Origin of the sequence: Deefgea tanakiae, from assembly GCF_019665765.1 — a bacterium.
In the GTDB taxonomy this organism is placed as follows: Bacteria; Pseudomonadota; Gammaproteobacteria; order Burkholderiales; family Chitinibacteraceae; genus Deefgea; species Deefgea tanakiae.
Window position 1 is genome coordinate 913,460 of the sequence record NZ_CP081150.1, and the last position, 23,105, is coordinate 936,564.

Sequence of the window (23,105 nt, forward strand, 5' to 3'; positions counted from 1 at the left end):
TATAAAACATATAGTTGCATGTGTTTATCTGTTATTATTGTCTCACTAAGATTCATTATAAACCACGTCTAGTGGTGGGAAGAATGGTGGGAAAATATGGCGATCATTACCGATACAAAGGCACGGAGTATTAAGCCCACGGATAAAACGCTAGCTCATGGTGGCGTATCGGGTTTAAGTTTGGTGGCCAGTAAGAATAAAGGCATAGGATATTGGGAGTTACGTTTTACGAGCCCAACAACTGGAAAGCGCCGTGTGATTGGGTTTGGCACTTATCCTGATGTTTCCATTTTGGAGGCGGGTAAGTTAGCGCAATCAGCGCGTGAGCTTCTTACTCAAGGTATTGATCCGCTCGACCACAGACAAGAGGCAGAAAAGATCAAAAGCGCAATGCCTTCATTTGAGCAGGCTGCGCGCGCTCTTCATACTGATTTGTCACCCAGCTGGCGTAATCCAAAGCATGCTAATGACTGGATTAACAGCCTTATCATGTATGCATTTACGGATTTGGGTTCGACTCCTGTCGGTGATGTAACCCCTAAGCATATTGCGGATGTATTGCGGCCGATCTGGATTGAAAAAGCCGAAACGGCAAGTCGAGTAAAACAACGAATGAGTGCCGTGATGAGTTGGGCTTGGGCGCATGGATATTGCTCGGCGAATCCAGTCGATGTTGTGAATCACTTATTACCCAAGCAAGAAGGCAAAGCCAGCCGGACGGAGCATTTCCCTGCGATGCCTTGGCGTCTTATTCCTGAATTTGTTACTAGTAAAATAATGGCAGCCCAACGCTATGACTCAACTCGGCCTTTGCTTGAGTTTTTAATATTGGTAGCTTGTCGTTCGGGTGAAGCACGGGGAATGACGTGGGATGAGGTTGATTTGGTCGCTGGCATTTGGACCATTCCTGCAGCACGGATGAAAATGAAGCAAATTCACCGTGTGCCCTTATCAGATCGTGCTTTGACGATCATCGAGGGGCAGAAGGGCAGACATGCTTCTTTGGTGTTTCCTGCTCCGCGTGGTGGTGAGCTATCTGATATGGCATTAACATCATTTCTGCGCCGTCACGAAGCAGTGAGTGGTACGGCCAATCGAGTTGCAACAGCCCACGGATTTAGATCATCATTCCGCGACTGGGCAAGCGAAAATGAATACCCGCGAGATTTAGCAGAGCGCGCATTAGCACACAGTGTTGCGAATAAAACTGAGGCAGCATACCACCGCACTGATTTATTAGAGCAGCGCCGTCCGATGATGCAGGCTTGGTCAGACCATGTGACTGGCAAACAAATCAGTCAAATGAATAGTGGCAACAATGTACATGTTCTAAAGCGCGCATAAAAAACGACGCCAAAGTTACTCTTTATTTTTGCCAAAGAAAAATATCAAAGCAACCTCTGAATACAGGCTCTTTGTTGACCAGTCTATTGATTTTGGGGCTTTTCAACCGAATCGGGTATGTGCTCAAAGAGCTCCGCAATACCACAACCAAAGTAAGTGCAAAGCGCGTCAACAACATCCAACTCAATTCGCTCAGCGGTTTCGTGATAGAGCCGCGTGAGTGTCCCTCGATTTAAACCGGTATCGCGCGCTAGATCGCTTATTTTTAAGCGGCGTTCACCCATGATTTTTGATAAGTGGCACTTAACCATTTGTTGCTCCATGGAGTCATAATGACTTTCTGTGGAATATACTTTACTACAAAGTAGAGTATAAGACAGTCGGATTGATCTTCTAGGGGCCAATTAAAATTCATAAAAAGTCAAATTGGCCTTCTGCGAGGCCTGATTTTAAGGTTGTGTTATGAATAAATCAATTTAGATCTGCGGCAAGTAGTAGATAACCAAATAAGCGGGCCGTATTTCCGCTATTTTTGAGTCGTAGTCAGCGAGCCTCAGATTCATCACTTTCAATTGATCACATACACAATTGGTAATTAAAACGTATATACTAAATATGTACGTAGCGTAGGAGCATTAAGTAATGTCAAAAGAAGCCGTTTTTACAATGAAATTAGAGTCCGATTTACGTGCGGCCTTCATGGCTGAAGCGGAAGCGGCACACCGCCCAGCTTCGCAAGTGATGCGCGAGTTGATGCGCGAATTTGTTCAACGCCAGCAAGAGGCGCGTGAGTATGAAAGTTTCTTGCGTAACAAAGTAGAAACAGCTCGGGGGTCAATGCGAGCGGGGTTAGGCCAATCGAATGATGACGTCGAAGCAAGCTTTGCAGCGCGGCGCGCAAGGTTTGCGGATAAAGCATGAGAATTGTTTGGACGCCAGAAGCGCAGCAAGATCGTGAAGATATATGGGATTACATTGTTGAACATAATCCCAACTCGGCCGTCCTGATGGATGAACTCTTCAGTCAAGCTGTTGCTAGGCTGAGTGAATATCCGCTTTTAGGAAAGGCAGGGCTAATTCCAGGTACCCGCGAACTCATACCACATGAGAGTTATCGATTGGTGTATGAAATTGAGAATGAAACTGTATGGATTTTAACTTTGGTGCACGTCTCAAAACAGTGGCCGTCACTTCGGCATTAATAAGCAGCCACTGGTTTAGAGCTCTTTAATTTAACGCATCTTTAAGTGCTTTGCTCACTGTGAATTTCGCAGCATTCGAAGCGGCGATTGTCAACGTTTCGCCAGTTTTTGGATTACGGCCTTGGCGTTCAGGCTTGGCTTGAGCAGAAAATTTACCTAAACCAATCAAAGTCACTTCATCACCCGCTTTTAGGGTTTCAGTGATTATGGCAGCCAAGCTTTCAAGTATCGCTTCAACGTCTTTTTTGTTGGCTAGTCCAGAGTGGTTTTGAAGTGCTGTAATTAATTCTGCTTTATTCATGGTTCGATCCTGATGGTGATATTTGAGGTTGATGAAGCGCCTATATACGCTTGACTTGGCTTTCGCTACAACCGGCCAATTTAGAAGGATTCTGTCGCATTCACTTCACGATGGTGCAATTGACCCTGAGCCGTTCTGGTACCGTTTTTAAACTTGATGCAACTTTCCCAGCAAAGTATAAAACTGGTCGGTAGTATAGGGTAAGTCCAAGCCATTTTTATTTTGATGTAGGTTTCGGCTATACGCCAGCTACCGACGATAAGTCGTTTATATTGGCGGAATATCAGCGCAAGCAAATGTAAAAACCGTGTTGCCAGCGATTTTTTGTCGAGTGATCCAGCCTCACGCCGCGATCTTGCTTCATTTCTCCAAGGTGGCGGTAACTTAGCGATATGCTGCAAGCCAGAATATACAATCCAAGATGATATCGATGGGAAAGCGCATTCTTTGTTGTGATGAGTAGGGCATAACTCTCGAGGTGAAAGCATTTTTGGGTTATTGAATGCCTGCAATGACTACAATTGCAGACCTTGAAACAATACCACGAAGCGTCAGCAGCTCGGCCTTAGCAGTCACCCGCAAAAACCTCATGGTCCAAAATTAAGGCTCCTGAAAAAACTGGAGCTTTACCTGCAAACTCATCAAAGCCATTCCAACGTGTTGAAGTGTGTTTGACACTTAAGGCTGCAAGTACGCGATAATATGCGCCGATATGTAGCACCTAGATTCACTTTTGTGGAGCCCGTGATTTGTTAATTAATTGTGCCGTCTATCAATACGGAAAAAAAGTTGCAGATATTCCAAAACCTGAAATCAGTGATTACATAGAGCAATCTGATGCTTTTGTTTGGGTGGCGTTACGTGATCCTGAGCCCGAAGAATTGGATGAAATGCGCGAGGAATTCGGCCTGCATGAATTGGCAATTGAAGATGTCCAGAAAGGCCATCAGATGCCTAAAGTTGAGGAATATGGCCAAACACTATTCGTTGTTTTACATCTACTTGAATTAGATGCTGAAGGCAAAATTCAAATCGGTGAAGTAGGTATTTTTGTTGGTTCAAATTATGTTTTATCAATTCGCAACCGTTCTCGCACCAACTTTCTCAATGTGCGTGAGCGTTGTGAACGCGAGCCACATTTGCTCGAACATGGTGCTGGTTTTGTACTTTACGCATTGATGGATGCAGTGATTGATCGCTACTTCCCTATTATTCGTGCACTAGAGGCTGAACTTGAGAATATAGAAGCAAAGATTTTTTCTGGTGATTCGACGACCCGTGCCAGCATTGAAGAAATATACATGCTGAAACGAAAACTAATGATCGTGCAACATAGTGTGAACCCATTACATGAAGCAATTACTCGGCTGCATGGTGGACGAGTTCCACACGTATGTAGTCCCTTGCAAGAATATTACCGTGATCTAGATGATCACCTTGGGCGTATTACACATTCGATTGAAGGTATCCGCGATATGCTCAACACAGCGATTCAGGTCAATCTGTCAATGATTTCTCTTAGTGAATCTGCTGTTACTAAAAAACTGGCCGCATGGGCGGCACTATTTGCTGTTCCTACCATGATTGCTGGTGTTTATGGAATGAATTTTGAGCATATGCCCGAATTGAAGTGGGCTTTTGGATACCCAGCGGCCTTAACATTGATGGTCGTTTTGGATATTGGTTTGTGGTTTTACTTTAAGCGTGCGGGGTGGTTAGGTGGCAGCGATCAGATGATCACAGTAAAGATTAAAGATTAGGAGACATCAACAGATCGGCCTTGGCGGATCGTCCGGCCTCTCTATCTTTGGGCGAAAGCGATGTGCCCTGCAACAGGTAACTTTTTATCCAAGTGGCTTCCGAAGTACTTCTTTGGCTGCCCTTGATTGGAACCTGCCACATACTCTGGGAAAATATCTGTAGCTGAATAGTTCATCTGCTCAAAACTCCTCACAATGTCATTCATTTTTATCACGGCCTAGTTGAGATAACTGGCCCGCTATTTTGGTTTTGTTGCTTGTGTGCATGATAATGGCTTTGCTGATTTGCTGAGTGGGTGCTGCTTTAACAATCGAAATTTGCGGCGAATGATTAAGTTTGAATATACTCACAGAGTCAGCCAAACTTTGCGCTTGTTCTTCTAGCGACTCTGCAGCGGCTGAGGCTTGCTCTACGAGTGCTGCATTTTGTTGGGTCACTTCATCCATTTGCATAATGGCTTGGTTGACCTGGGCAATTCCTGCACTTTGCTCAGCCGATGCGGCGGAAATTTCGCTCATAATATCGGTCACGCGCTGAATGCTGCTTTCGATTTCAAGCATGGTGTCACCTGCTTCAGCAACCAGTTTTGTACCGCCTTCCACTTGATTGACCGAGTCACCGATCAAGGTTTTGATTTCTTTGGCGGCAGACGCTGAGCGCTGTGCCAGATTACGAACTTCTGAGGCGACGACAGCAAAGCCACGCCCTTGTTCGCCAGCACGAGCGGCTTCTACAGCCGCGTTGAGAGCCAAGATATTCGTTTGGAAGGCGATACCGTCAATCACGCTAATGATGTCGACAATTTTGCGCGACGCATCGTTGATTGAGCTCATGGTTTCGACCACTTTACCCACCACCGCACCGCCTTTGCTGGCGACTTCGGATGAAGATCGCGCCAATTGGCTGGCAACGACGGCGTTTTCAGCATTTTGTTTCACGGTGCTGGTGAGTTCTTCCATGCTGGATGCGGTTTCTTCAAGGCTGGCGGCCTGAGCTTCAGTACGGCGAGAGAGATCGGCATTGCCCTGCGAGATTTCTTTGGCAGCGGTGTTGATGGATGCGCCAGAGTATTGGATTTCGCTCACTAAACGCTGCAAGTTTTCGACGGTGGCGTTCACGCCCTGTTTGGTTTCGCCAAAAAGACCCGGATAGTCTTGCGTGATGGTTTTAGTCAGATCTCCGTTGGCCAGTGCATTGGCCACCCGCATCACGTCGCGCAGGCCAGTATCGGTGACCGTTGAGAGTTGATTGAGTAATTCAGAAAGCCGTAGCGTGTAGCCTTGTTTGTCTCCTAAATTAATTTTGACGCTGAAATCGCCTTTATTCGCGGCGGCTTCGACGGTGTGCTCGATTTCGGCGACGATTTTTTTCAGTGCAACAACGGTGGCATTGACGCCATTTTTAGTTTGCCCAAAAAGGCCTGGGTAATCTTTGTTAATGGTTTGGGTTAAATCACCAGCGGCCAGTGCATTTGATACGCGAAGTACATCGTTAAAACCTACATCGCATGTTTCAGTCAGTTGATTGAGATTTTGTATCATCTCTTGGAACATGAACTCATATTTTTTTGCATCAGCGCGTTGGCTAAAATCGCCACGCGAGCCTGATTCGGCCAGTAATTTGACGTCGCTGCTGATGGAGAGCAGTGCTGATTTTACATTTTGCAGCGCTGTGGTGATTTTGGCTTTATCACCGGGTAACTGTGGCATATTGGGAGTGAAGTTGCCGCGCGAGTATTCTTTGATTACGTCAACAATTTGGTTTTGCACTTCGATGTGAGAATTGACAAGGGCATTGGCTTCTTTGGCCATCACTGCGAATGAGCCATTAAATTTTGCGGCATCCATTTGGCTAGATATCCAACCTTGCGCATGTTGCTCGGCCATGTGATTTTGTTCCGCCACAAAGCGTTTAATGGCTTCTTGCATTTGCTGCATCGCAAACATCACGCTAGAAGCATCACCTTCATGGAGTTTGATTGCATTGCTCATATCACCTTGCGAAACGGCCAAGGCCACCGCTGCTGCTTGTGACGGCTCGCCGCCAAGTTGTTTCATCAAAGTACGGACAATGAACCAAGCCACGAACGATGTAATCAACAATGCGACGATGCTTAGCATGGTAATTAGGTTTCGAGCTGATTCAACCAATGTTGCTGCTTGCTTGCCTTCTTGAGTCATTAAATCAGATTGAAATTGAGTCAATAGGCTGACTGAATTTTGATAATTCAGATTAGCATCACGCAAATCTGTCATTAGCAAAGCTTGGGCGGCTTCTTTTTTGTTTGGATCTTTAATTAGGACTAAATAACGTTCAAGATTTTTTGAAAAAATATCACGCTTTTCTGCTGCATCTTTAAGTATTGCAATCCCTTTCTCAAGTTTAACTGTTTCTTCTAATTTTTTATATTCTGCTGTATTGTCGGATCTTAATCCGGCAATTATTTTCAATCCACCATCTATTTTTTGTTGATCATTCAATAGCAATAAATTTCGGTTGATAATCGCGAGTTGATTAAGGTTGTCTTTTATCTTGTTGGCAATCACTGTTTTAGGGTAGCGATCATTAATAATAGATTCAATCTTATCATTGAGTGTACTGAGCTGAGTTAGAGCAATAACGCCTGTAATGAGCATTAATACAATAACAATGCCAAATCCTAGCCCCAATTGAGTACGTACTTTCATCGATTGAACTGCAGACATATTTTATTCTCCGTCCGTTTTATGCTGGCGTTGATTCCAAAAGTCGCATTTTGTCGTTGGCGAGCAGAGCTTCAATGTCCACAAGGGCAATCATGCGTTCATCTACGATAGCTAAGCCTAATAGATAGCAAATATCAATCGTTTCACCAAAGTCAGGTGGCGGCTTGATGTGCTCTGGTGATATTTCTATTACATCAGATACCGCATCGACCACAATGCCCATCAAACGATCGACCAAACTTAAGATGACAACAATCGTTGTAGCCGAGTAATCAAATTTCACAAGGCCAAATTTAATTCGTAAATCAATAATCGGAACGATATTGCCCCGCATATTAATAATACCTTTGATGTCCTTGGGAAGATTAGCGATTTGTGTGACCGGTTCGTAACCTCGTATTTCCTGCACTTTAATTATGTCGACCGCAAATTCTTGCTCACCTAAGCTAAAAGTTAACAAGCCATTCTGAGAAGCACATTCTAAGGCCCTCTGTTTTATAATTTCTTTGTCCATTTGGTACCTCGAAAGAGGGAGGGGCAGAATTGAGATAGGGACTGAAATTAGTAATATAGATGAAGAATCAAACTTTTTTACAGAAATCAGCGACTCATCGCCGCAGGCGAGATAGCTGTGCGCAAACCTACGTCAAGAAATAAGTAATAATTAACTTATCATACGGAGTTGCCGCAAGGATTCGCGGCAACATGCGACGGTCGCAGATAATAAATCCTTTCCACCCACGAGTCAGTCCGGCCATGGATGGGTACCTGCTTACGACACCTGATAGTAAACAGTAGAATTTAAAGAAATAGAAAAAGAATCTCAAAGCGCTCTTCTTCTATTTATTCGCTGAGTTTGACGATGAAAAGCCTGTGCAAAAACGCAAATGGCAGTACATTTGGATTACTCCGCTGCTGAGCCCTTAAACTTCAGCATTGACACCTTGGCCAAAGCACTCACTGATGTGCCGTAGCTGAGCATCATGTCTGGTAGGCATGAGAATGCTAGCGAGCATTTCTATCTAAGACTTTAAGAAAAGTAGGCTTTTTTCTGTACCCTCAAGGCTTTTTCTAGGCAATAACTTAAGCTAGCGGCATAAATCAACATAAAAACGGGTATTGCTTTAAATGCCAATAAGTATAAGGCCAAGAAAGATATACCCATGGCAAGAGATAGGTAGGCCAGCTTTTTTAGCCAGCGTTCTGGAAAAAGTTGTCCCATATGTCGCAGACTGCCACCGCTTTTGACTTGTAGTCTGTACTCCATCCAGAGCAAAAAAGGGATAATTTTGGCTAGCATGGCGGTGATAATCGGGATGACGCCTGCGAACAGAAAATAGCCTGCTAACATGACTGGCGCTTGCGAGGGAGTGCTCAGGAGTGTGGCGCACTCATCAATCCACGGGATCAGTACCGTTACCAGTAGCAGGTTAAAGCCGCCCCAGCCCCATAAATAGCGCGCAGGGTCGGCGCGGCGCTGGCTTTGTTTGAGTAGTTTAAGTAGCGTCAAAAACCAGCTCAGTACGGGGAGTGTAAGCAGAATCAGCAAACGTGCATCAAGCACAACTGCCAATACAGTTGCCAGCAAGGCTAGCGACAAATAGCGATTTAAACGGCTTGGCCACGCCGGTGCGACCAGAAACATCGGAACGACGGTAAAGGCAACGGCGACGATCAGACCAACGATCCAGCCCATGCTGCCTAGCGCAATATGCGCGCGCAACAGATCGTGCAGCGCGATTGCGGGCCAGCCCGTGCTGAGCAAACTGACCAGCAGCATACCGCTCAGAGCAGTTAAGCCCAAACCCACGATCGCCCAGCGCAACGGCGTCGCGACGCCACTTCGCCATAGCGCGATCAGCAGCCAAAGCGCCAATCCACCCAGACTGGCAAATAGGATAAATGCCGCGCCCTGCAGCCAGATCAGCTGCATTTGCCACAAACCGACTGCCAGTAGCACGGTTCCACTTTGCAGTGCCAGCCATAGCAGGCTACCCCAGAAGAGCGGATTTTTCGCCCGAACACCCGCTAGTACCGCGCTGACCTGTAGCAAAGCGCCAATCATGATATTGCCCACAAAACCCAACATCAACAGATGTGTGATGGCGAGCATGGAGGGTGAAAATCGCTGCTGCCAGTCGCTCTCATCCAAACTGAATGCCAGTATCGCGACCAGTGCGAGCCAAATTGGCGCGGTACGGAAAAAACGCAGCGGCAGTGCAACGGGCAAGCTAAATTCAGGCTGGAACATTGCTCAGTCTCGATACAGGGTCAAAATGGCCGAACCATCAGCTTGCGCAACACACTCCCAGTGGCAGGAACGTGTTCGTAAATAATCGTACAGCGGGTAAGGTGTGTGGGGCAGATGTGCAACGAGGTTTTCGCCCGCTATCGCCACATCAAGCCACTGCAAAATCTGCTCTATCGGCTCGGGTGGAGCCAGCCCGCGCAAATCAATGTTGAGATTGGGCATGGTTTACGCGAGCCGTTCGGCAAATTCAGGAATACTGCGATCACACATCGGATACAGGATGTTTTCCTCTTTCATATTGTGTTGCTGCAGCAGGATCAACAGTGTTTCGGCGCAGCCGATAAAGTCATCGGCATCTCGATTTTGCGCCGCATCTTGCAGGCCTTGCATTAAATCTCGGGCCTGCGCGTGTTCGCTGCGCATTACCTGCGTTGGCCCGCTACTCATGCCGGTGGCCTGCTCGAAAGCAGGGAACAGCGATTCTTCCTCCAGCGCAAAATGCGCCTCGGTCATTTGGCAAAAAACGTGCGTCGTTTTCACGCAATCGTCCCACTGTGCCGCGCGCGCCGCGCTTTCAGCTTGCGCCAGAAACTCATCGCAATGGCGATGCTGTTGTTGTAATGCTGTGGTGATGCTCATCGCTGGTACTCCTTGAGATAATTGCAACAGCCTATGCAGCTTTACGGCGTGCTGATTTGATTTTAGTCAGACATATTCTTTAGAGGTAGAGGTGAAATCAGTACAAACTCTCATTGCACGCAACCCATTCTGAGTTAATATGCATTGGAAATGTTTGTTTAATGAAGGGTACCAGTATATGCGCCTGAATGTCTTTACCGATTACTGTTTGCGTACACTGATTTATGTTGCCATGAAAGAAGGCGGTGTGGTGACGCGTAGCGAAATCGCGCAGGCGTATGGCATTTCGGATAATCACTTGATGAAGGTCGTTAATTTTTTGTCGCGACAAGGTTTTATCGACACGATGCGCGGTAAGGGGGGCGGCATGCTCTTATCACGCCCGCCAGCGGCGATCAATATTGGCGCTTTAGTGCGGATCAGCGAAGAAGACAGTCCGATGGTCGAGTGCTTTGATCGCGAAAACAATAGCTGCAATATCGCCAGTGTTTGTCGCCTCAAATTCATCCTGAATGAAGCACTGCAGGCGCTGTACGCAGTGCTTGATCGTTACACGCTGGCCGATCTGATTAGCAACCCAGTTGAGCTGGGCGCAATCTTTGCAATCGAATTTCTCCCTGCTGGTTTCACCTCTGAAAACCGCATTCGATAAAATTTATGGGTATATCTGTATAACCATTTATTTATCTATTTTTGATTTATATACCTGCTAAGTAATCTGTTTCTTACTGGTTCCTAGTCTGCTTTGTTGATCGTGTGCAGAATAAATCATTCTTTAATGTGTATTTTTATTGCATGTTTATAAAACATGCATATAAAATATAACTAATGCACTTGCAGCTCATTTTTATCACTCTAGGAGAGTCATCATGCAAAAAACGCGCAATCTTTGGCGCTGGCTTGCGGTGGTATTTTTCCTGTCATTCGCCGCTTTAGGCTGGATTGGCAGAGAAATTTACCTCGATAAACCACCGATTCCGCAGCAAGTTGTTAGCAGTAGCGGGCAGGTTTTATATACCGGCGAGCAAATCCAGCGTGGCCAAGAAGCTTGGTTGTCGGCGGGTGGCCAGCAGATGGGCTCGGTGTGGGGGCATGGCAGTTATGTCGCACCCGATTGGTCGGCCGATTGGTTGCATCGTGAAGCGATTGCACTGCGCAATATCTGGGCGCAGCAACAATTCAAGAAAGATTACGAGCAGCTCACCCGCGAAGAACAAGCGCCACTGGATGTGCGCCTTGTTTCAGTGATGCGCAGTAATACCTACGATAAAGCCAGCGATACTGTGACGATTCAGGCTGATCGTGCGGTGGCCATGGCGCAAGTCGCAGCGCATTACGAGGGTTTATTTGGTACTGATCCAGCACAAGACAAATTGCGTGAACAATACGCGATGATTTCTGGCTCGATTAAAAATGCCGACGATTTAAAAGCCTTGCCTGCGTTTTTCTTCTGGTCAGCATGGGCAGCGGCAACCAATCGTCCTGGCGAGAGCCATTTGTCGTACACCAGCAATTGGCCGCACGAGCCACTGGTTGAAAATACGCCAACGACTGGTACCAGCATGTGGTCGATCGCCAGCATTATTTTGCTGATTGCGGGGATTGCCGCGATGGTGCTGTTTCACAATATGCAGCGTGAAGAAGAACCTGCGGTCTGTCCGGAAAAAGATCCGCTGATTAACTTGCAACTCACGCCATCGATGAAGGCGACGCTGAAATACTTTTACGTTGTGATTGGTTTGTTGCTAGCACAAGTCGGCATGGGGATTGTGTCGGCGCATTATCAAGTGGAAGGCGGTAGTTTCTTTGGTATTCCGCTGGCAGAAGTGTTGCCATTTACCATTAGCCGCACGATTCATACGCAACTGGGTGTATTGTGGATTGCCACAGCATGGTTGGCGACGGGTTTATTTTTGGCACCGGTGTTGGGCGGCAAAGAGCCGAAGTTCCAAAAGCTGGGCACCGATGCGTTGTTTTATGCCTTGCTGTTGATTGTGGTGGGTTCGATTGCTACCGGTTGGATCGGTACGTTGCAACGTTTGGGCACTGATTACAGCTTTTGGCTGGGTAATCAAGGGTTGGAATACACCAGCATGGGCCGTGTTTGGCAAATCTTGCTGTTTGTCGGCCTGTTGATTTGGGCGACTTTACTTGGCCGTGGTCTATGGCCTGCGCTGCGCAAACCGTCAGAAAGCCAAGGCTTGATCGCGATGGTGTTTGTTTCTGCGGTCTGTATTGGCTTGTTCTACGCATCGTCTTTGGTATGGGGACAAAAAACACACTACGCGATGATTGAATACTGGCGCTGGTGGTTGGTGCATTTGTGGGTGGAAGGCTTCTTTGAAGTATTCGCAACCGCTGTGATTGCTTTGCTACTCAGCCGCTTGGGTTTGATCCGCACCGCATCAGCAAACCGTGCAATCGTGTTGGAAACCATCGTGTTCTTGTTTGGCGGTATTTTGGGTACTTTGCATCACTTGTATTTCACCGGTTCGCCGACTTCAGTGATTGCTGTGGGCGCGATGTTCTCGGCGCTCGAAGTCGTACCGTTGGCGCTGATTGCGGCGGAGGCTTACCATACTTATCGCCACACGAAAGCCGCACCGTGGGTAGAGAAATATCGTTGGGCGATTATGTGTTTCGTGGCGGTCGGTTTCTGGAATACCGTCGGTGCAGGTTTGTTAGGCTTTGCGATCAATCCACCGATTTCGCTGTACTACGTGCAAGGCTTAAACATGACCGCCGCTCACGGCCACGCCGCGCTGTTTGGCGTATACGGCATGCTCGGTATTGGCTTGATGTTGTTCTGCTTGCGCGGGCTAACGCCTGCGGCGAAATGGAATGACAAACTACTGAAACCGGCCTTCTGGAGCATGAATATTGGTCTGGCGATGATGGTGTTTATGTCGCTGCTGCCAGCGGGGATTTATCAAGCGTTTGCCAGCATCGAACACGGTCTGTGGTATGCCCGTTCGGCTGAAATCATCCACTCGCCGGTGATGGAAACCTTGGTGTGGTTGCGCGTGCCGGGCGACATCGTGTTTGCTGCAGGTGTGATGTTTTTGGCGGTATTTGCGATTCGCTTGCTCGGCAAAGATCAAAGCCAGCCGGTTCCAGTATTGGACGGTCAGCTTGCAAGTGCAAAATCTTAAATGATACAGATTGGGTATATCGATGTAGCCAATTTTTATTAATTGCTGCATTGATATACGTCGGATTGAATGATTGGATTGAAGAGGAATACAAAATGTCAGGTTGCGGAAGTTCTCATATTGCTTTAGATGGTGTGTACGGTTTTGATGCGCGCGGTGTCGCGAAACGCTTCCGGCATGCGGCGATTTTTGGTGCGCTCGAATCGTTGTCGGAAGGCGAAACGATGCGCTTTGTGAATGACCATGATCCGCTGCCATTACTGGCGCAGATCGAACAGCGTTATCAAGGCCAAGTTCAAGCCACCTACATCCAGCGCGACCATGAGGCAATTGTGATTGATTTTTCAATTCATCCGTTGAAACAAGAAGCAGCAGCGGCAGGTGAGGGTTGCGGCTCGGGTGGTTGTGGCTGCAGCGGGCAATAAGCTCATTTTGATGGATGGTTTTTTTGCTAATTGAGGCAAAAAAACAACGTGAACTCCAACCAGTACGGCGCCTTGTGCGCCGTTTTTATTGCGCGTAAGGATATTGAAAAAATTAAATGTGTATTTAATATGTACATTGATAAATATCAATATTTAATATGTAAATTAGTTACAACATAGGTCTATCAAAACGTGCTTATTGGAGTAGGAACATGTCGATAGCGTGCTGTACTTGGGTAGTAAAAAAAGTGGCATTGCCCATTTTGGCTTTGGCGGTGTGTGCAGCATTTGCACCCTCGGTGTTTGCCAATGAGGCGGCAGATGCACTTCCGGTAGAAACGGCGGTCTTGCTTGCACCACCGAATGTACCAGCGCCGATTACACGTAAAACACCCGCCAAAGTGATTGTGAATCTCACCACCGAAGAAATGGTGCGCGAAATTACGCCGGGCACTAAATATACTTTTTGGACGTTTGGCGGCACCGTGCCCGGGCAGTTGATTCGCGTGCGGCAAGGCGACACGGTCGAACTCAATCTAAAAAATCTGCCTAGCAGCAAGTTGCCGCACAATATTGATTTGCACGCGGTGTCTGGCCCAGGCGGCGGCGCGCCACAAACGCTGATTGCACCAGGCAATCAGGCCAAATTCACCTTTAAAGCGCTCAATCCGGGGCTGTATGTGTATCACTGCGCGACTGCGCCCGTGGCGATGCATATTGCCAACGGCATGTACGGCATGATTTTGGTCGAGCCCGAAGAGGGCATGAGCCCCGTGGATAAAGAATATTACGTGATGCAGGGCGATTTTTACACGCCGGGCGCATTTGGCGCGGGCGGCCTGCAACCGTTTGATATGAAACGCTCGATTGATGAAAACCCAAGTTATGTTTTATTTAATGGTGCGTCTAATTCACTAACTGGAAAAAATGCGCTGACTGCGAATGTGGGCGACAAGGTGCGGATGTATTTTGGCTCGGGCGGGCCGAATTTGATGTCGAGTTTTCACATCATCGGCGCGGTCTTCGACAGAGTTTATTTTGAAGGCGGCATGAAATTTCAAGAGCAAGTGCAAACAACCGTTGTGCCTCCGGGTGGCTCGGCTGTCGTTGAGTTTGTGCCGAAAGTGCCGGGCAATTTGACCTTGGTCGACCACGCTTTGAGCCGCGCATTCCACAAAGGCGCGATTGGGATTATGTCGGTCAGCGGCGAAGAACACCCTGAGATTTACAGTAAAAACGCAAATACTAAATCGAGTGAGTAGTTATTTTATGTCAATGTATATTAATGTAGAAATTTTTAAATATAGCCTACAGCAATATACCCATTAGGAGTGCTGAAGATGTTCAAGAAATCTCTGCTGGTACTGTGTTCTGGATTATTGGCGGCTCAGGCGTTTGCTACCGATGTCAGTGCGGGCAAGGCGGTGTATGACCGGGTCTGTGTGGCCTGTCATATGGCTGCAGGTGAGGGCTTGCCCGGGGCATTTCCGCCGCTGGCTAAATCGGATTACTTCAAAAAATCGACGCCAGCCCAGCTCATTAAAGTGTTGGATCAGGGCCTGACCGGCGAAGTGACGGTGAATGGGCAGAAGTATAATTCGGCGATGCCACCGCAAAACTTGACCGACCAAGAAATGACCGATGTATTGAACTATGTCAGCGTTGCGATGAATGCTGGTAAGCCGATCTTCAAGGTTGATCAAGTGAAAAAGTTGCGAGTTGCAAAATGAAAGCCCTTGCCGCGAGTTTATTGGTCGTCAGCGTTATCAGCATGACTAGTCATGCTGCTGAGTACCGGCCAATTACTGGCGGCACTTTGCGCACCGCCTTACCGTTGGATGGCGATACGGTCGAGGTGGCGGCGTATCAATTGCGGGCTTTGCCGGTGAGTCAGCAGGAATTTAAACGATTTGTGCTGGCCCATCCCCAATGGCGGCGAGATCATGTGACGCCCTTGTTTGCGGGGCAAGGTTATCTCTCCAGCTGGAAAACTCCGCAGGATTTTGCGCCCAATTTGGCCGCCGCGCCGGTGACGCAAGTGAGTTGGTATGCGGCCGCTGCTTTTTGTGAGTCGGAGGGCGCGGCGTTGCCGACGTGGGTGCAGTGGGAATTTGCCGCTGCGGCCGATGAAACGCGTCAGGATGCGCGCAAAGATCCACTCTGGCGCGCCAAGATTTTGGGTTGGTATGAAACGCTCAGCCTCGATGTGTTGCCCGCGATGGCGCTACATCCGGCGAATGTGTTTGGCGTTTATGATTTACATCAGTCGATTTGGGAATGGGTCGATGATTTTAACGGCTTGTTTGTCAACGTGGATAGTCGCGCGCAAGGCGAGCAAAAAGTATTAGAAACCTGTGGTGCGGCGGCATTGTCTTTGGGCGATAAAGAAAACTATGCGGTGCTGATGCGCATTGCCTTGCTAACTGCGCTCAAGGGGCAAGATACGGTGAATACATTGGGCTTTCGTTGCGCCAAGCCTGCGAGTAAAAAATAGCTAGATAAAAGGACTTCATTATGTTGCGCAAAGCTTTTATGTTCGGACTGTGCTGTTGCCTCGCTGGTGGAGTCAGTGCTTGTGCTGAGCACCATGCCAGCGCCGCCGCCAGCAGTGCGGTGATTGGCGACTCGCTGTTTCAACTCAAAACGCCGCTGACGAATCAACAAGGGCAGAGGTTTGAATTGGGCAGTGCGCCCGCCAAATTATCCGTGGTGACGATGTTTTACGGCGATTGCAATGTGTCGTGCCCGATTGTGCTCGAAAATATCAAGCGCACTTTAGCGGCAGTGCCTCTTGCCCATGCCGCATCAGTTCATGCTTTGATGATTAGTTTGAATCCCGGGGTCGATACCCCCAAATCCTTGGCTGGATTGGCCAAAATGCATGAATTTGATGCGAAGAATGCGACCTTGGCGGTGAGTGATAATGACGCGCAGACGCGAAAATTGGCGGCTGCCTTGGGGGTGAAATATCGGCGGGGTGCGAACGGGGAAATTAATCACAATACCCGCTTTGTGCTGCTCGATCAGCAAGGCAGAATTGTCGCCAGTAGCGATACATTGAGTGTGGAGCCGGATCCAGTGTTGATGGCGGCGATACACGCAAAGCTGGCTAAAAAATAGTTTGATTTTTTGATTTCCTCCGATTGAGCGCTCTCCATCTGTAGAGCGTTTTTTTTGACTTTGATTAGTAAGTTGTTAAACCCGCAATTATTGTATTGATTGATGGGGAGTAATTTGCTGAAGAAGACAAATTATTGGCGACAATTCTGGCAAAAATTGTAGCATCTGCGAAACTCTGAGCGATTCAAAGCGTCGGTTTGCGGTCTTCAATATTTTTGATTTGTGCCAGAGTTGTTCGCCGACAAAGTCATCTGTAATGATTAGGTACTCAAAATTGAATCATGTCTGTAATTGTAAAAGACATGTTCGATTATTATGCATATTTTTTTTGCAAAACCTCAAGTCATTTCGTTCAAATTGTGCGCGGCATACAGGGCCAATACCGCGACTATGTCTGATTGTGTAATCATGCCAACCAGCTCACCATTTGCTATTATTGGCAGATGGTGCAAACCACCGTCGGAAAACAGCGGCACCAGCTCAAGCAAGGCCTGCTGAGGGGCCGCGGTGTGTACTGCTGCCGTCATTAGGTCAGCCAAGGGCTTGTTCATTTCAAGAGTTGAGCGCGCCTGTTGCGTGTGCGGGTCAACCATCAGGTCGTGCAAAGTGACAATCCCGACCAATTTTTCTGCGCTGTCTACAACCGGTAGTGCCTGCACGCGATGATAAGCAAGCTTGTTCCAGGCATCGCTGCCGCTATTTTGTGCGTTGATGCTGACGATGGAGCGGGACATTACGTCTGCGCAGCGGAGTGTGCTCAGATTCTGTTCCTGGGCGTGGCGTTGTGCGTCCTGCAGTACGTGCTGCAAGTCTTGCGGGCTGATATCGAGTAACTGTTCCTGTTGTTTAAGCGCGTAGGCAATATCTTCTTCGCGGGTTCCTACCCGCTGGCTGGGCAGTAGGTCGCTCGTATGGTGCGGTGAGGACAGCGGGGTGTAATTTGGGTAGCGTCGCCCAGCCAGTCGGTTAAACAGCAGCGCAATCAGTAGCAGCAGAGCCGAATTGATTGCTACCGGCGCCAGCACATATTGAAAAGCGAGGGCACTGATCTCTGGCCCACCAATGACGGCGCTCAAAGCCACAGCGCCACCGGGTGGATGCAGGCTGCGCGTTAGCAACATTAGGGCAATCGCCATCATGACGGCCACACCCGAGGACAGCACCACATTGTCAATCAAAATGGCGCAACTTACACCAACCAGTGCGGATAGCGTATTGCCAACGATCAGCGACCAAGGTTGCGCCAAGGGGCTAGCGGGGGCGGCAAACAGCAGCACGGCCGACGCGCCCATTGGAGCAATCAGCCAGTGCGGTCGAATGCCCAGTAGAAATTGGCACAGTAGCTCGGTGCCGATCAATCCCAACGCCGCACCCAGTGCGCCAAGCAGACATTCTTTGCGGTGAGTCGGGGGTAGGGCCGGAAGAAAGGCTTTGTAAGGCATAAAAATTGAAGATGCGTTTTAGAAAAACTTAATCTTACAAGGCCTGTGGATTTCTGGGCAGCAAATTATAGGTAGCTGCATTCGGACGTTTAGATTGCGGCTAGCGTGGGTGGGTGAGTCTAAAGTTTGTTAGTTCCCTCGGTTCCGCTGCGGCGGGTAGGAATACGAATCACAGTAATAGTACCAATCAAGGCCACGACCAAAATTGACACTTGAGCCCATGGCTTGCTTGATAGTTGCCAGATCGACAAACCTGACGTCAGCAGCATCATGCCGATAACCAGATATTTTAGTCGTAGTGGTAGGCTGCGGTGTCGCTCCCAATCACGGATCAGTGCACCACACCAGGGATGATTGAGTAGGCGCAGGTGTAAACGTTGCGAGCCTTTGGCAAAGCAATAGGCCGCTAGAAGGATAAAAGGAGTTGTTGGCAATCCCGGCACGATAATACCAATCATACCTAGTACCAAAGCTAGCACGCCGCTCAGTGTGAACAGGATTTTATAAATCGGTTTCATAAGCCCAATTTTTAACCGATGTTGATTACTGCTTGAAGCATACCGCAAGCATAAATTTCGATAAACCCTGAGATGATGTTTCTTGGCAGCCCTGGGTGCAATTGAAATTGCAATCATATGATCATGTCAGCTTTGGCCGATCTGTAGATGTCGAAGCGTGAAAAACGAAAGGCCGCTAACCATCAGGTTGCTGCCTTTCGTTTTCTGGGGTCATGCTAGTGCTGCTCGGCCAATGCGGACATTTTCGCGAGACTTGGAATTGTCTATCAAACCCAATCCGATTCAGTGGCAGGTTTGGCCGATCTGTTGATACCAAGGTTAGAAAATCGAAAGGCCGCAAACCATCAGATTGCGGCCTTAAACATTTTAGTTTTGTGTCTGAGCTACTCGGCCTTAGAAGACTCCTGATTACGAAACCTATGGGAGATCCAATTTTTCTAAGACCTGAACAAAGCTGCAGAGAGCCAGTAGCATGATAATGTGAATATTGCCCAAAATCTTACGTGTAGCCCTGTATAAGAACTCGATAGGATAGTGAACATATTATTCGTGTACTTTTGCGAGAAAATTTACATATGCCCGTGGTGCACTAAGCAAGCAAACCTTCATGGAAAACCTTCAATGAAAAAAAGAATTCTCGCCATATTAATAACTGTTTTTACTACAACATCCCATGCTGGATTTGATGAAGGAGTAGCAGCGCATAAGGCCGGTAATTATCAACTTGCATTTAAAGAATATGAACCATTAGCAAAACAAGGTGATGCTCAAGCGCAGAATAATCTTGCAGAGTTGATTGTTTACACTCCGAAAGGAGATAAATATGGGCATATTTTACCTAATTTCGTAGCATATGACCCTGTTCGAGCTTTTGACTTATTTCGCAAAGCTGCGAAACAAGGCAACGCAGATGCACAATTTAATCTTGGCCGTTTCTACATGAGAGGTGAGCCTGTATCTAGTCGTTCTACTGGTTCTCGCGATCTGTTGCCAGATTATGCTCAAGCTATAAGTTGGCTAAGCAAAGCAGCTGAGCAAGGGCACACTAAAGCGCTGCGCCAACTCGGTGCATTGTATTACAACGGAAAAGAGGTGACTCCGGATTATGCTCAAGCATTAAGCTGGTTTATTAAAGCCGCTGAGCGAGGTGATGCAGAAGCAAAAGTTACTCTAGGTGCGATGTATTATAACGGGAAAGGTGTTCCGCAGGATTATGTGCAAGCCATGAGTTGGTGGAACAAAGCTGCTGAGCAAGGGAATGCAGATGCTCAATTTAATCTTGGTGCGATGTATTTTAATGGGCAAGGCGTAACTCAGGATTACTCTCAAGCAGTGAGTTGGTATAGCAAAGCGGCTACATCAACAGATCCGAAAATTAGTGCGAATGCAAAAAAATATCTTGTATTAGCACAAGATAAAATTTCGGTCATTTCTGAAAAGCCACAGAAAATAGAAAAAAAGGACCAACAACTGCTTGTCATAGATAGCAACAAAGGTAGCAGTTTAAAACCAACTCACCCTGATGCCAAAGTTATGCGTGAATTTAGAAAATTAACAGCTGGCAGCTGTAAAAAAATAATGGAAAAACAGATTTTTTCTCTTGCAAGCAAGGGAGACTCTGATGCTCAATTTTGCCTAGCTTTAGCTTACTCTAATGCAAACTATCCAAATCCAACTGTTGAATATACTAAGCAAGAGATATATTGGCTTTGGAAGTCTGCAGAGCAAGGGAATGCATATGCACTAAGGAATCTAGGAGGAATTTATGAACTTGGTTCTGGAGTACCTGCAACGCCAATTAATCCTGCGATTGCATATGCCTTTTATAATCTTGCAGCACTTGCCGATCCATCTGTGAATACTAGAGATTATTATAAAAAAGAGATAAGTCGTGCGGATATTAAAGCGGGTAATTTGCTGGCAGAAGAAATGAAAAAACCGAATAACTTATTTAATGCGGTTGATAGATTTCTTAGGGAGTAATTATAAGTTCGATTGAAAATTAATGGAGAAGCAATGTTGATAATTGAATATAAAATGCACTTTTTTAAAATGGCCGTAGACATTGATTTTGTTGGGTTTACTAGCAATATTGAGATTAACTAATTTAGTTTGGTTGCAATGCACAATGGCTTCGTGCTTAAATTTACAAAGGTAACGTTGTGAGAATATTATCATTCATGGTTTTTATATTCATTAGCTTTTCTGTAAGTGCGGCTCCTAAATATTTAATTAAAACAAAAAACAATCTGTAGTGGCTTACTGAATTTGGCCACCAAACAAGATTGCTCTGATGGTCTGCTTTGGCCGATCTGTCGATGCCTAGTCTAGAGAAATGAAAGGCCGGAAACCATCAGGTTACGGCCTTAATTATTTCAAGTCGTTGCTAAAGCTGTTCGGCCTAAGAGACATAAAACGGCTAGTTCACTCAGGGCGATTAAGTATCTTGTGATCAAGCACGAATCAAAAAAATGAGAGATGCCAATTCAAAATTGGCGCATGGTAGTGACTCGTTTCGACATAGAATTTTAGGGTCGCCTAAACGGCCACCATTAACTCCAACCTCATGTATAAAAAAGATTAACAACATCTAATTAAGTCATTTTAGCAAAAAGTTATAACTTAAATCGCGTCACTGCGGCGCGTAAATCACCCGCCAGTAGCTCAAGTGCTCGCACATTTTCATTGGCGGCGCGCACTGATTCTGCCGATTCTTCGACCATATGCGTGATGCGTTCCACATTAACGGCAAGGCTACTACTGGCGATGCTTTGCTCCGACGTAGAATTGGCAACATCACGAATTTTGATTAAGGTTTCCGAAGCGCCACTACTAATCTCCCGCAACATGGCCGAGCCACGGTCCGCCATTTCTACGCTACGCGATACCTGTGGTTTGGCCTCATCCATACTCGCCACCACCGACAAGGTATCGGTTTGCACCGCATGCACCATCGCCGTGATTTGCGCCGTCGCCTGCGTCGTGCGCTCGGCGAGTTTACGTACTTCATCAGCCACCACGGCAAACCCTCGGCCTTGCTCACCGGCTCGAGCAGCCTCTATCGCAGCGTTCAGCGCTAATAAATTGGTTTGATCGGCGATTTCCTTAATCACACCCGCAATACTATCAATTTCGCGAGAACGCTCAACCAACCCGCTAATCAAGACCGACGCCGCAGAAATTTGCTCGGAAACCTTTTGAATCTCACCCGCCGCTTGACTGACCAAACCTTCACCTTCATTGGCCAATTCGGCTGAGCGCGAGGAGTTTTCTTCGGTATCGCGCGCGCTTTGCGAAATATGATCGATACTGACCGACATTTCCTCAATTGCCGCCGCGCTCGATTGGGTCGCATCGGAAGATTGCCGAGAAGCATGATTTATTGATTCCATTTGCTGGGTCAGGCTGCTGGCCGCATGTTTAAGCTCTTCTGCGCCGCGCTGAATCCCTTGAATCATTTCGCGCAAACTCGTTTGCATGCTGGAAACTGCACCCAGTAAGCTTTCCGACTTAAATGCGCCTTCCACTTTACGACCAAGATCGCCTTGCGAAATCGCCACAGCAATTTCGGCGGCATAATCAGGCTCCCCGCCCAACTGACTGAGTAGCTTGCGCACAGTAGACAGCAAAATCACCACGACAATCGCCGAAATGATTAAGCAAATCAGTACCTGCCAACGTGCGTTTTGCCAAAATCGCGTTTCAGCCTCAGCAAAACTCACACCATTGCCGACAATCCAGTGCCAACGCGGCGTTTGAATCGCCACCGACAGCAGCTCAACAACCACGCCATCACGCTTAGAATTCCACCAATATTCAGTCAACGCGCCGCCCGATTTTTGTAGTGCTCCCACTGCAAGTGCTCCAACACTTTTACCATCCGCATCTTTAAATTCATTAAAACTAGTGCCATGTAGTTGCGGGTCTAAAGGCGTAGAAACAAAATTCAGTTTGTCGTCCACGACGTAAACATATTCCGACTTATGGTATTTATTTTCCCGCAATAATTGTGTTGCAATCGCTTTCGCCTGCTCTTCCGGCATCTTGCCGCTCGCTGCCATTTTTTCTAGTTCAGTGATCGTAAGGTAGGTCGCACGTAAAAGCTGTTGAATGCGGGCTTTGTTGTCTTCGTTTGCCGCCGTTTTCATCGTCGAAAGGCCCACAATCATCACGCTGATCAGTGAAACCATAACAAAAATCGAAAAAAGCCATGCTTTGGTTTTTATTGTCATCGCAACACCTTGC

General features: G+C 47.3%; 22 protein-coding genes. 12 read left to right on the forward strand and 10 right to left on the reverse strand.

The genetic code is table 11. From position 1 onward, the window contains the following. Nucleotides 1–96 precede the first annotated feature (96 nt). Nucleotides 97–1,344, forward strand: coding sequence for a tyrosine-type recombinase/integrase (locus tag K4H28_RS04410; RefSeq protein WP_221007182.1), 1,248 nt, complete (start codon nucleotides 97–99; stop codon nucleotides 1,342–1,344). 83 nt (nucleotides 1,345–1,427) lie between these two features. On the opposite strand, the gene K4H28_RS04415 is transcribed toward K4H28_RS04410, so the two are convergent. After that, nucleotides 1,428–1,655: a helix-turn-helix domain-containing protein gene (locus K4H28_RS04415; RefSeq protein WP_221007183.1), complete on the reverse strand. Its 228-nt coding sequence runs from the start codon at nucleotides 1,653–1,655 to the stop codon at nucleotides 1,428–1,430. A 331-nt stretch (nucleotides 1,656–1,986) separates the two neighbouring features. On the opposite strand from K4H28_RS04415, the gene K4H28_RS04420 reads away from it, so the two are divergent. Further along, nucleotides 1,987–2,265: an antitoxin of toxin-antitoxin stability system gene (locus K4H28_RS04420; protein ID WP_221007184.1), complete on the forward strand. Its 279-nt coding sequence runs from the start codon at nucleotides 1,987–1,989 to the stop codon at nucleotides 2,263–2,265. Then, nucleotides 2,262–2,546, forward strand: a complete 285-nt coding sequence (locus tag K4H28_RS04425) for a type II toxin-antitoxin system RelE/ParE family toxin (RefSeq protein ID WP_221007185.1) — start codon at nucleotides 2,262–2,264, stop codon at nucleotides 2,544–2,546. The genes K4H28_RS04420 and K4H28_RS04425 overlap by 4 nt, the downstream gene beginning before the upstream one ends. 25 nt (nucleotides 2,547–2,571) lie before the next feature. On the opposite strand, the gene K4H28_RS04430 is transcribed toward K4H28_RS04425, so the two are convergent. Next, nucleotides 2,572–2,847, reverse strand: a complete 276-nt coding sequence (locus tag K4H28_RS04430; protein ID WP_221007186.1) for an HU family DNA-binding protein — start codon at nucleotides 2,845–2,847, stop codon at nucleotides 2,572–2,574. Between the two features lie 749 nt (nucleotides 2,848–3,596). On the opposite strand from K4H28_RS04430, the gene corA reads away from it, so the two are divergent. Further along, nucleotides 3,597–4,607: a magnesium/cobalt transporter CorA gene (gene corA, locus K4H28_RS04435; RefSeq protein WP_221007187.1), complete on the forward strand. Its 1,011-nt coding sequence runs from the start codon at nucleotides 3,597–3,599 to the stop codon at nucleotides 4,605–4,607. Nucleotides 4,608–4,805: 198 nt separating this feature from the next. Here corA and K4H28_RS16920 read toward each other — a convergent pair whose 3' ends face one another. The 5 genes from K4H28_RS16920 to K4H28_RS04460 all read right to left on the reverse strand — a co-directional run bounded on the left by K4H28_RS16920 (nucleotide 4,806) and on the right by K4H28_RS04460 (nucleotide 10,203). Further along, nucleotides 4,806–7,313, reverse strand: coding sequence for a methyl-accepting chemotaxis protein (locus tag K4H28_RS16920; protein WP_221007188.1), 2,508 nt, complete (start codon nucleotides 7,311–7,313; stop codon nucleotides 4,806–4,808). Between the two features lie 19 nt (nucleotides 7,314–7,332). Next, a complete protein-coding gene (locus K4H28_RS04445; RefSeq protein WP_221007189.1) occupies nucleotides 7,333–7,827 on the reverse strand; it encodes a chemotaxis protein CheW in 495 nt (164 codons plus the stop codon). Between the two features lie 516 nt (nucleotides 7,828–8,343). Beyond that, nucleotides 8,344–9,564, reverse strand: coding sequence for a hypothetical protein (locus tag K4H28_RS04450; RefSeq protein WP_221007190.1), 1,221 nt, complete (start codon nucleotides 9,562–9,564; stop codon nucleotides 8,344–8,346). Between the two features lie 3 nt (nucleotides 9,565–9,567). After that, entirely contained in the window at nucleotides 9,568–9,786 is a 219-nt protein-coding gene (locus K4H28_RS04455) for a DUF2249 domain-containing protein (RefSeq protein ID WP_221007191.1), read from the reverse strand. A 3-nt stretch (nucleotides 9,787–9,789) separates the two neighbouring features. Continuing rightward, nucleotides 9,790–10,203 (reverse strand): hemerythrin domain-containing protein, encoded by a 414-nt coding sequence (locus K4H28_RS04460; RefSeq protein WP_221007192.1) that lies wholly within the window; start codon nucleotides 10,201–10,203, stop codon nucleotides 9,790–9,792. 178 nt (nucleotides 10,204–10,381) lie between these two features. Between K4H28_RS04460 and K4H28_RS04465 the strand changes: the two genes are divergently transcribed. From K4H28_RS04465 to K4H28_RS04495, 7 genes are all read left to right on the forward strand, one after another. After that, on the forward strand, nucleotides 10,382–10,855 hold the full coding sequence (locus K4H28_RS04465) for an RrF2 family transcriptional regulator (protein ID WP_221007193.1): 474 nt from the start codon (nucleotides 10,382–10,384) through the stop codon (nucleotides 10,853–10,855). Nucleotides 10,856–11,072: 217 nt separating this feature from the next. Continuing rightward, nucleotides 11,073–13,355, forward strand: coding sequence for a nitric-oxide reductase large subunit (locus K4H28_RS04470; protein WP_221007194.1), 2,283 nt, complete (start codon nucleotides 11,073–11,075; stop codon nucleotides 13,353–13,355). 95 nt (nucleotides 13,356–13,450) lie between these two features. Then, the gene (locus tag K4H28_RS04475) at nucleotides 13,451–13,780 is read left to right on the forward strand and encodes a DUF2249 domain-containing protein (RefSeq protein WP_203571583.1); all 330 of its coding nucleotides are present in this window, start codon (nucleotides 13,451–13,453) and stop codon (nucleotides 13,778–13,780) included. Nucleotides 13,781–13,992: 212 nt separating this feature from the next. After that, nucleotides 13,993–15,042: a copper-containing nitrite reductase gene (gene nirK, locus K4H28_RS04480; RefSeq protein ID WP_221007195.1), complete on the forward strand. Its 1,050-nt coding sequence runs from the start codon at nucleotides 13,993–13,995 to the stop codon at nucleotides 15,040–15,042. A gap of 78 nt (nucleotides 15,043–15,120) precedes the next feature. After that, complete coding sequence (locus K4H28_RS04485) at nucleotides 15,121–15,510, forward strand: c-type cytochrome (protein ID WP_221007196.1); 390 nt, start codon at nucleotides 15,121–15,123, stop codon at nucleotides 15,508–15,510. Then, nucleotides 15,507–16,274 (forward strand): formylglycine-generating enzyme family protein, encoded by a 768-nt coding sequence (locus K4H28_RS04490; RefSeq protein ID WP_221007197.1) that lies wholly within the window; start codon nucleotides 15,507–15,509, stop codon nucleotides 16,272–16,274. The genes K4H28_RS04485 and K4H28_RS04490 overlap by 4 nt, the downstream gene beginning before the upstream one ends. Nucleotides 16,275–16,294: 20 nt before the next feature. Next, the gene (locus K4H28_RS04495; RefSeq protein ID WP_221007198.1) at nucleotides 16,295–16,900 is read left to right on the forward strand and encodes an SCO family protein; all 606 of its coding nucleotides are present in this window, start codon (nucleotides 16,295–16,297) and stop codon (nucleotides 16,898–16,900) included. A 338-nt stretch (nucleotides 16,901–17,238) separates the two neighbouring features. Here K4H28_RS04495 and K4H28_RS04500 read toward each other — a convergent pair whose 3' ends face one another. Both K4H28_RS04500 and K4H28_RS04505 read right to left on the reverse strand, forming a co-directional pair. Beyond that, nucleotides 17,239–18,342: an HPP family protein gene (locus K4H28_RS04500; RefSeq protein ID WP_221007199.1), complete on the reverse strand. Its 1,104-nt coding sequence runs from the start codon at nucleotides 18,340–18,342 to the stop codon at nucleotides 17,239–17,241. Between the two features lie 119 nt (nucleotides 18,343–18,461). Continuing rightward, on the reverse strand, nucleotides 18,462–18,860 hold the full coding sequence (locus K4H28_RS04505; protein ID WP_373312795.1) for a YbaN family protein: 399 nt from the start codon (nucleotides 18,858–18,860) through the stop codon (nucleotides 18,462–18,464). A 621-nt stretch (nucleotides 18,861–19,481) separates the two neighbouring features. Between K4H28_RS04505 and K4H28_RS04510 the strand changes: the two genes are divergently transcribed. Further along, nucleotides 19,482–20,843 carry a tetratricopeptide repeat protein gene (locus K4H28_RS04510; protein WP_221007201.1) on the forward strand — a complete coding sequence of 454 codons (1,362 nt, stop codon included), beginning with the start codon at nucleotides 19,482–19,484 and terminating at the stop codon, nucleotides 20,841–20,843. 632 nt (nucleotides 20,844–21,475) lie between these two features. Here the strand turns inward: K4H28_RS04510 and K4H28_RS04515 are convergent. Next, nucleotides 21,476–23,092, reverse strand: coding sequence for a methyl-accepting chemotaxis protein (locus K4H28_RS04515; protein ID WP_221007202.1), 1,617 nt, complete (start codon nucleotides 23,090–23,092; stop codon nucleotides 21,476–21,478). Between the last annotated feature and the right edge of the window lie 13 nt (nucleotides 23,093–23,105).

Excerpts from the sequence above, each read along its gene's own strand:
- K4H28_RS04410 (WP_221007182.1), top strand. The coding sequence starts at position 97 with ATGGCGATCATTACCGATACAAAGGCACGGAGTATTAAGCCCACGGAT.
- K4H28_RS04415 (WP_221007183.1), bottom strand. The coding sequence starts at position 1,655 with ATGGTTAAGTGCCACTTATCAAAAATCATGGGTGAACGCCGCTTAAAA.
- K4H28_RS04420 (WP_221007184.1), top strand. The coding sequence starts at position 1,987 with ATGTCAAAAGAAGCCGTTTTTACAATGAAATTAGAGTCCGATTTACGT.
- K4H28_RS04425 (WP_221007185.1), top strand. The coding sequence starts at position 2,262 with ATGAGAATTGTTTGGACGCCAGAAGCGCAGCAAGATCGTGAAGATATA.
- K4H28_RS04430 (WP_221007186.1), bottom strand. The coding sequence starts at position 2,847 with ATGAATAAAGCAGAATTAATTACAGCACTTCAAAACCACTCTGGACTA.
- K4H28_RS16920 (WP_221007188.1), bottom strand. The coding sequence starts at position 7,313 with ATGTCTGCAGTTCAATCGATGAAAGTACGTACTCAATTGGGGCTAGGA.
- K4H28_RS04445 (WP_221007189.1), bottom strand. The coding sequence starts at position 7,827 with ATGGACAAAGAAATTATAAAACAGAGGGCCTTAGAATGTGCTTCTCAG.
- K4H28_RS04450 (WP_221007190.1), bottom strand. The coding sequence starts at position 9,564 with ATGTTCCAGCCTGAATTTAGCTTGCCCGTTGCACTGCCGCTGCGTTTT.
- K4H28_RS04455 (WP_221007191.1), bottom strand. The coding sequence starts at position 9,786 with ATGCCCAATCTCAACATTGATTTGCGCGGGCTGGCTCCACCCGAGCCG.
- K4H28_RS04460 (WP_221007192.1), bottom strand. The coding sequence starts at position 10,203 with ATGAGCATCACCACAGCATTACAACAACAGCATCGCCATTGCGATGAG.
- K4H28_RS04465 (WP_221007193.1), top strand. The coding sequence starts at position 10,382 with ATGCGCCTGAATGTCTTTACCGATTACTGTTTGCGTACACTGATTTAT.
- K4H28_RS04470 (WP_221007194.1), top strand. The coding sequence starts at position 11,073 with ATGCAAAAAACGCGCAATCTTTGGCGCTGGCTTGCGGTGGTATTTTTC.
- K4H28_RS04475 (WP_203571583.1), top strand. The coding sequence starts at position 13,451 with ATGTCAGGTTGCGGAAGTTCTCATATTGCTTTAGATGGTGTGTACGGT.
- nirK (WP_221007195.1), top strand. The coding sequence starts at position 13,993 with ATGTCGATAGCGTGCTGTACTTGGGTAGTAAAAAAAGTGGCATTGCCC.
- K4H28_RS04485 (WP_221007196.1), top strand. The coding sequence starts at position 15,121 with ATGTTCAAGAAATCTCTGCTGGTACTGTGTTCTGGATTATTGGCGGCT.
- K4H28_RS04490 (WP_221007197.1), top strand. The coding sequence starts at position 15,507 with ATGAAAGCCCTTGCCGCGAGTTTATTGGTCGTCAGCGTTATCAGCATG.
- K4H28_RS04495 (WP_221007198.1), top strand. The coding sequence starts at position 16,295 with ATGTTGCGCAAAGCTTTTATGTTCGGACTGTGCTGTTGCCTCGCTGGT.
- K4H28_RS04500 (WP_221007199.1), bottom strand. The coding sequence starts at position 18,342 with ATGCCTTACAAAGCCTTTCTTCCGGCCCTACCCCCGACTCACCGCAAA.
- K4H28_RS04505 (WP_373312795.1), bottom strand. The coding sequence starts at position 18,860 with ATGAAACCGATTTATAAAATCCTGTTCACACTGAGCGGCGTGCTAGCT.
- K4H28_RS04510 (WP_221007201.1), top strand. The coding sequence starts at position 19,482 with ATGAAAAAAAGAATTCTCGCCATATTAATAACTGTTTTTACTACAACA.
- K4H28_RS04515 (WP_221007202.1), bottom strand. The coding sequence starts at position 23,092 with ATGACAATAAAAACCAAAGCATGGCTTTTTTCGATTTTTGTTATGGTT.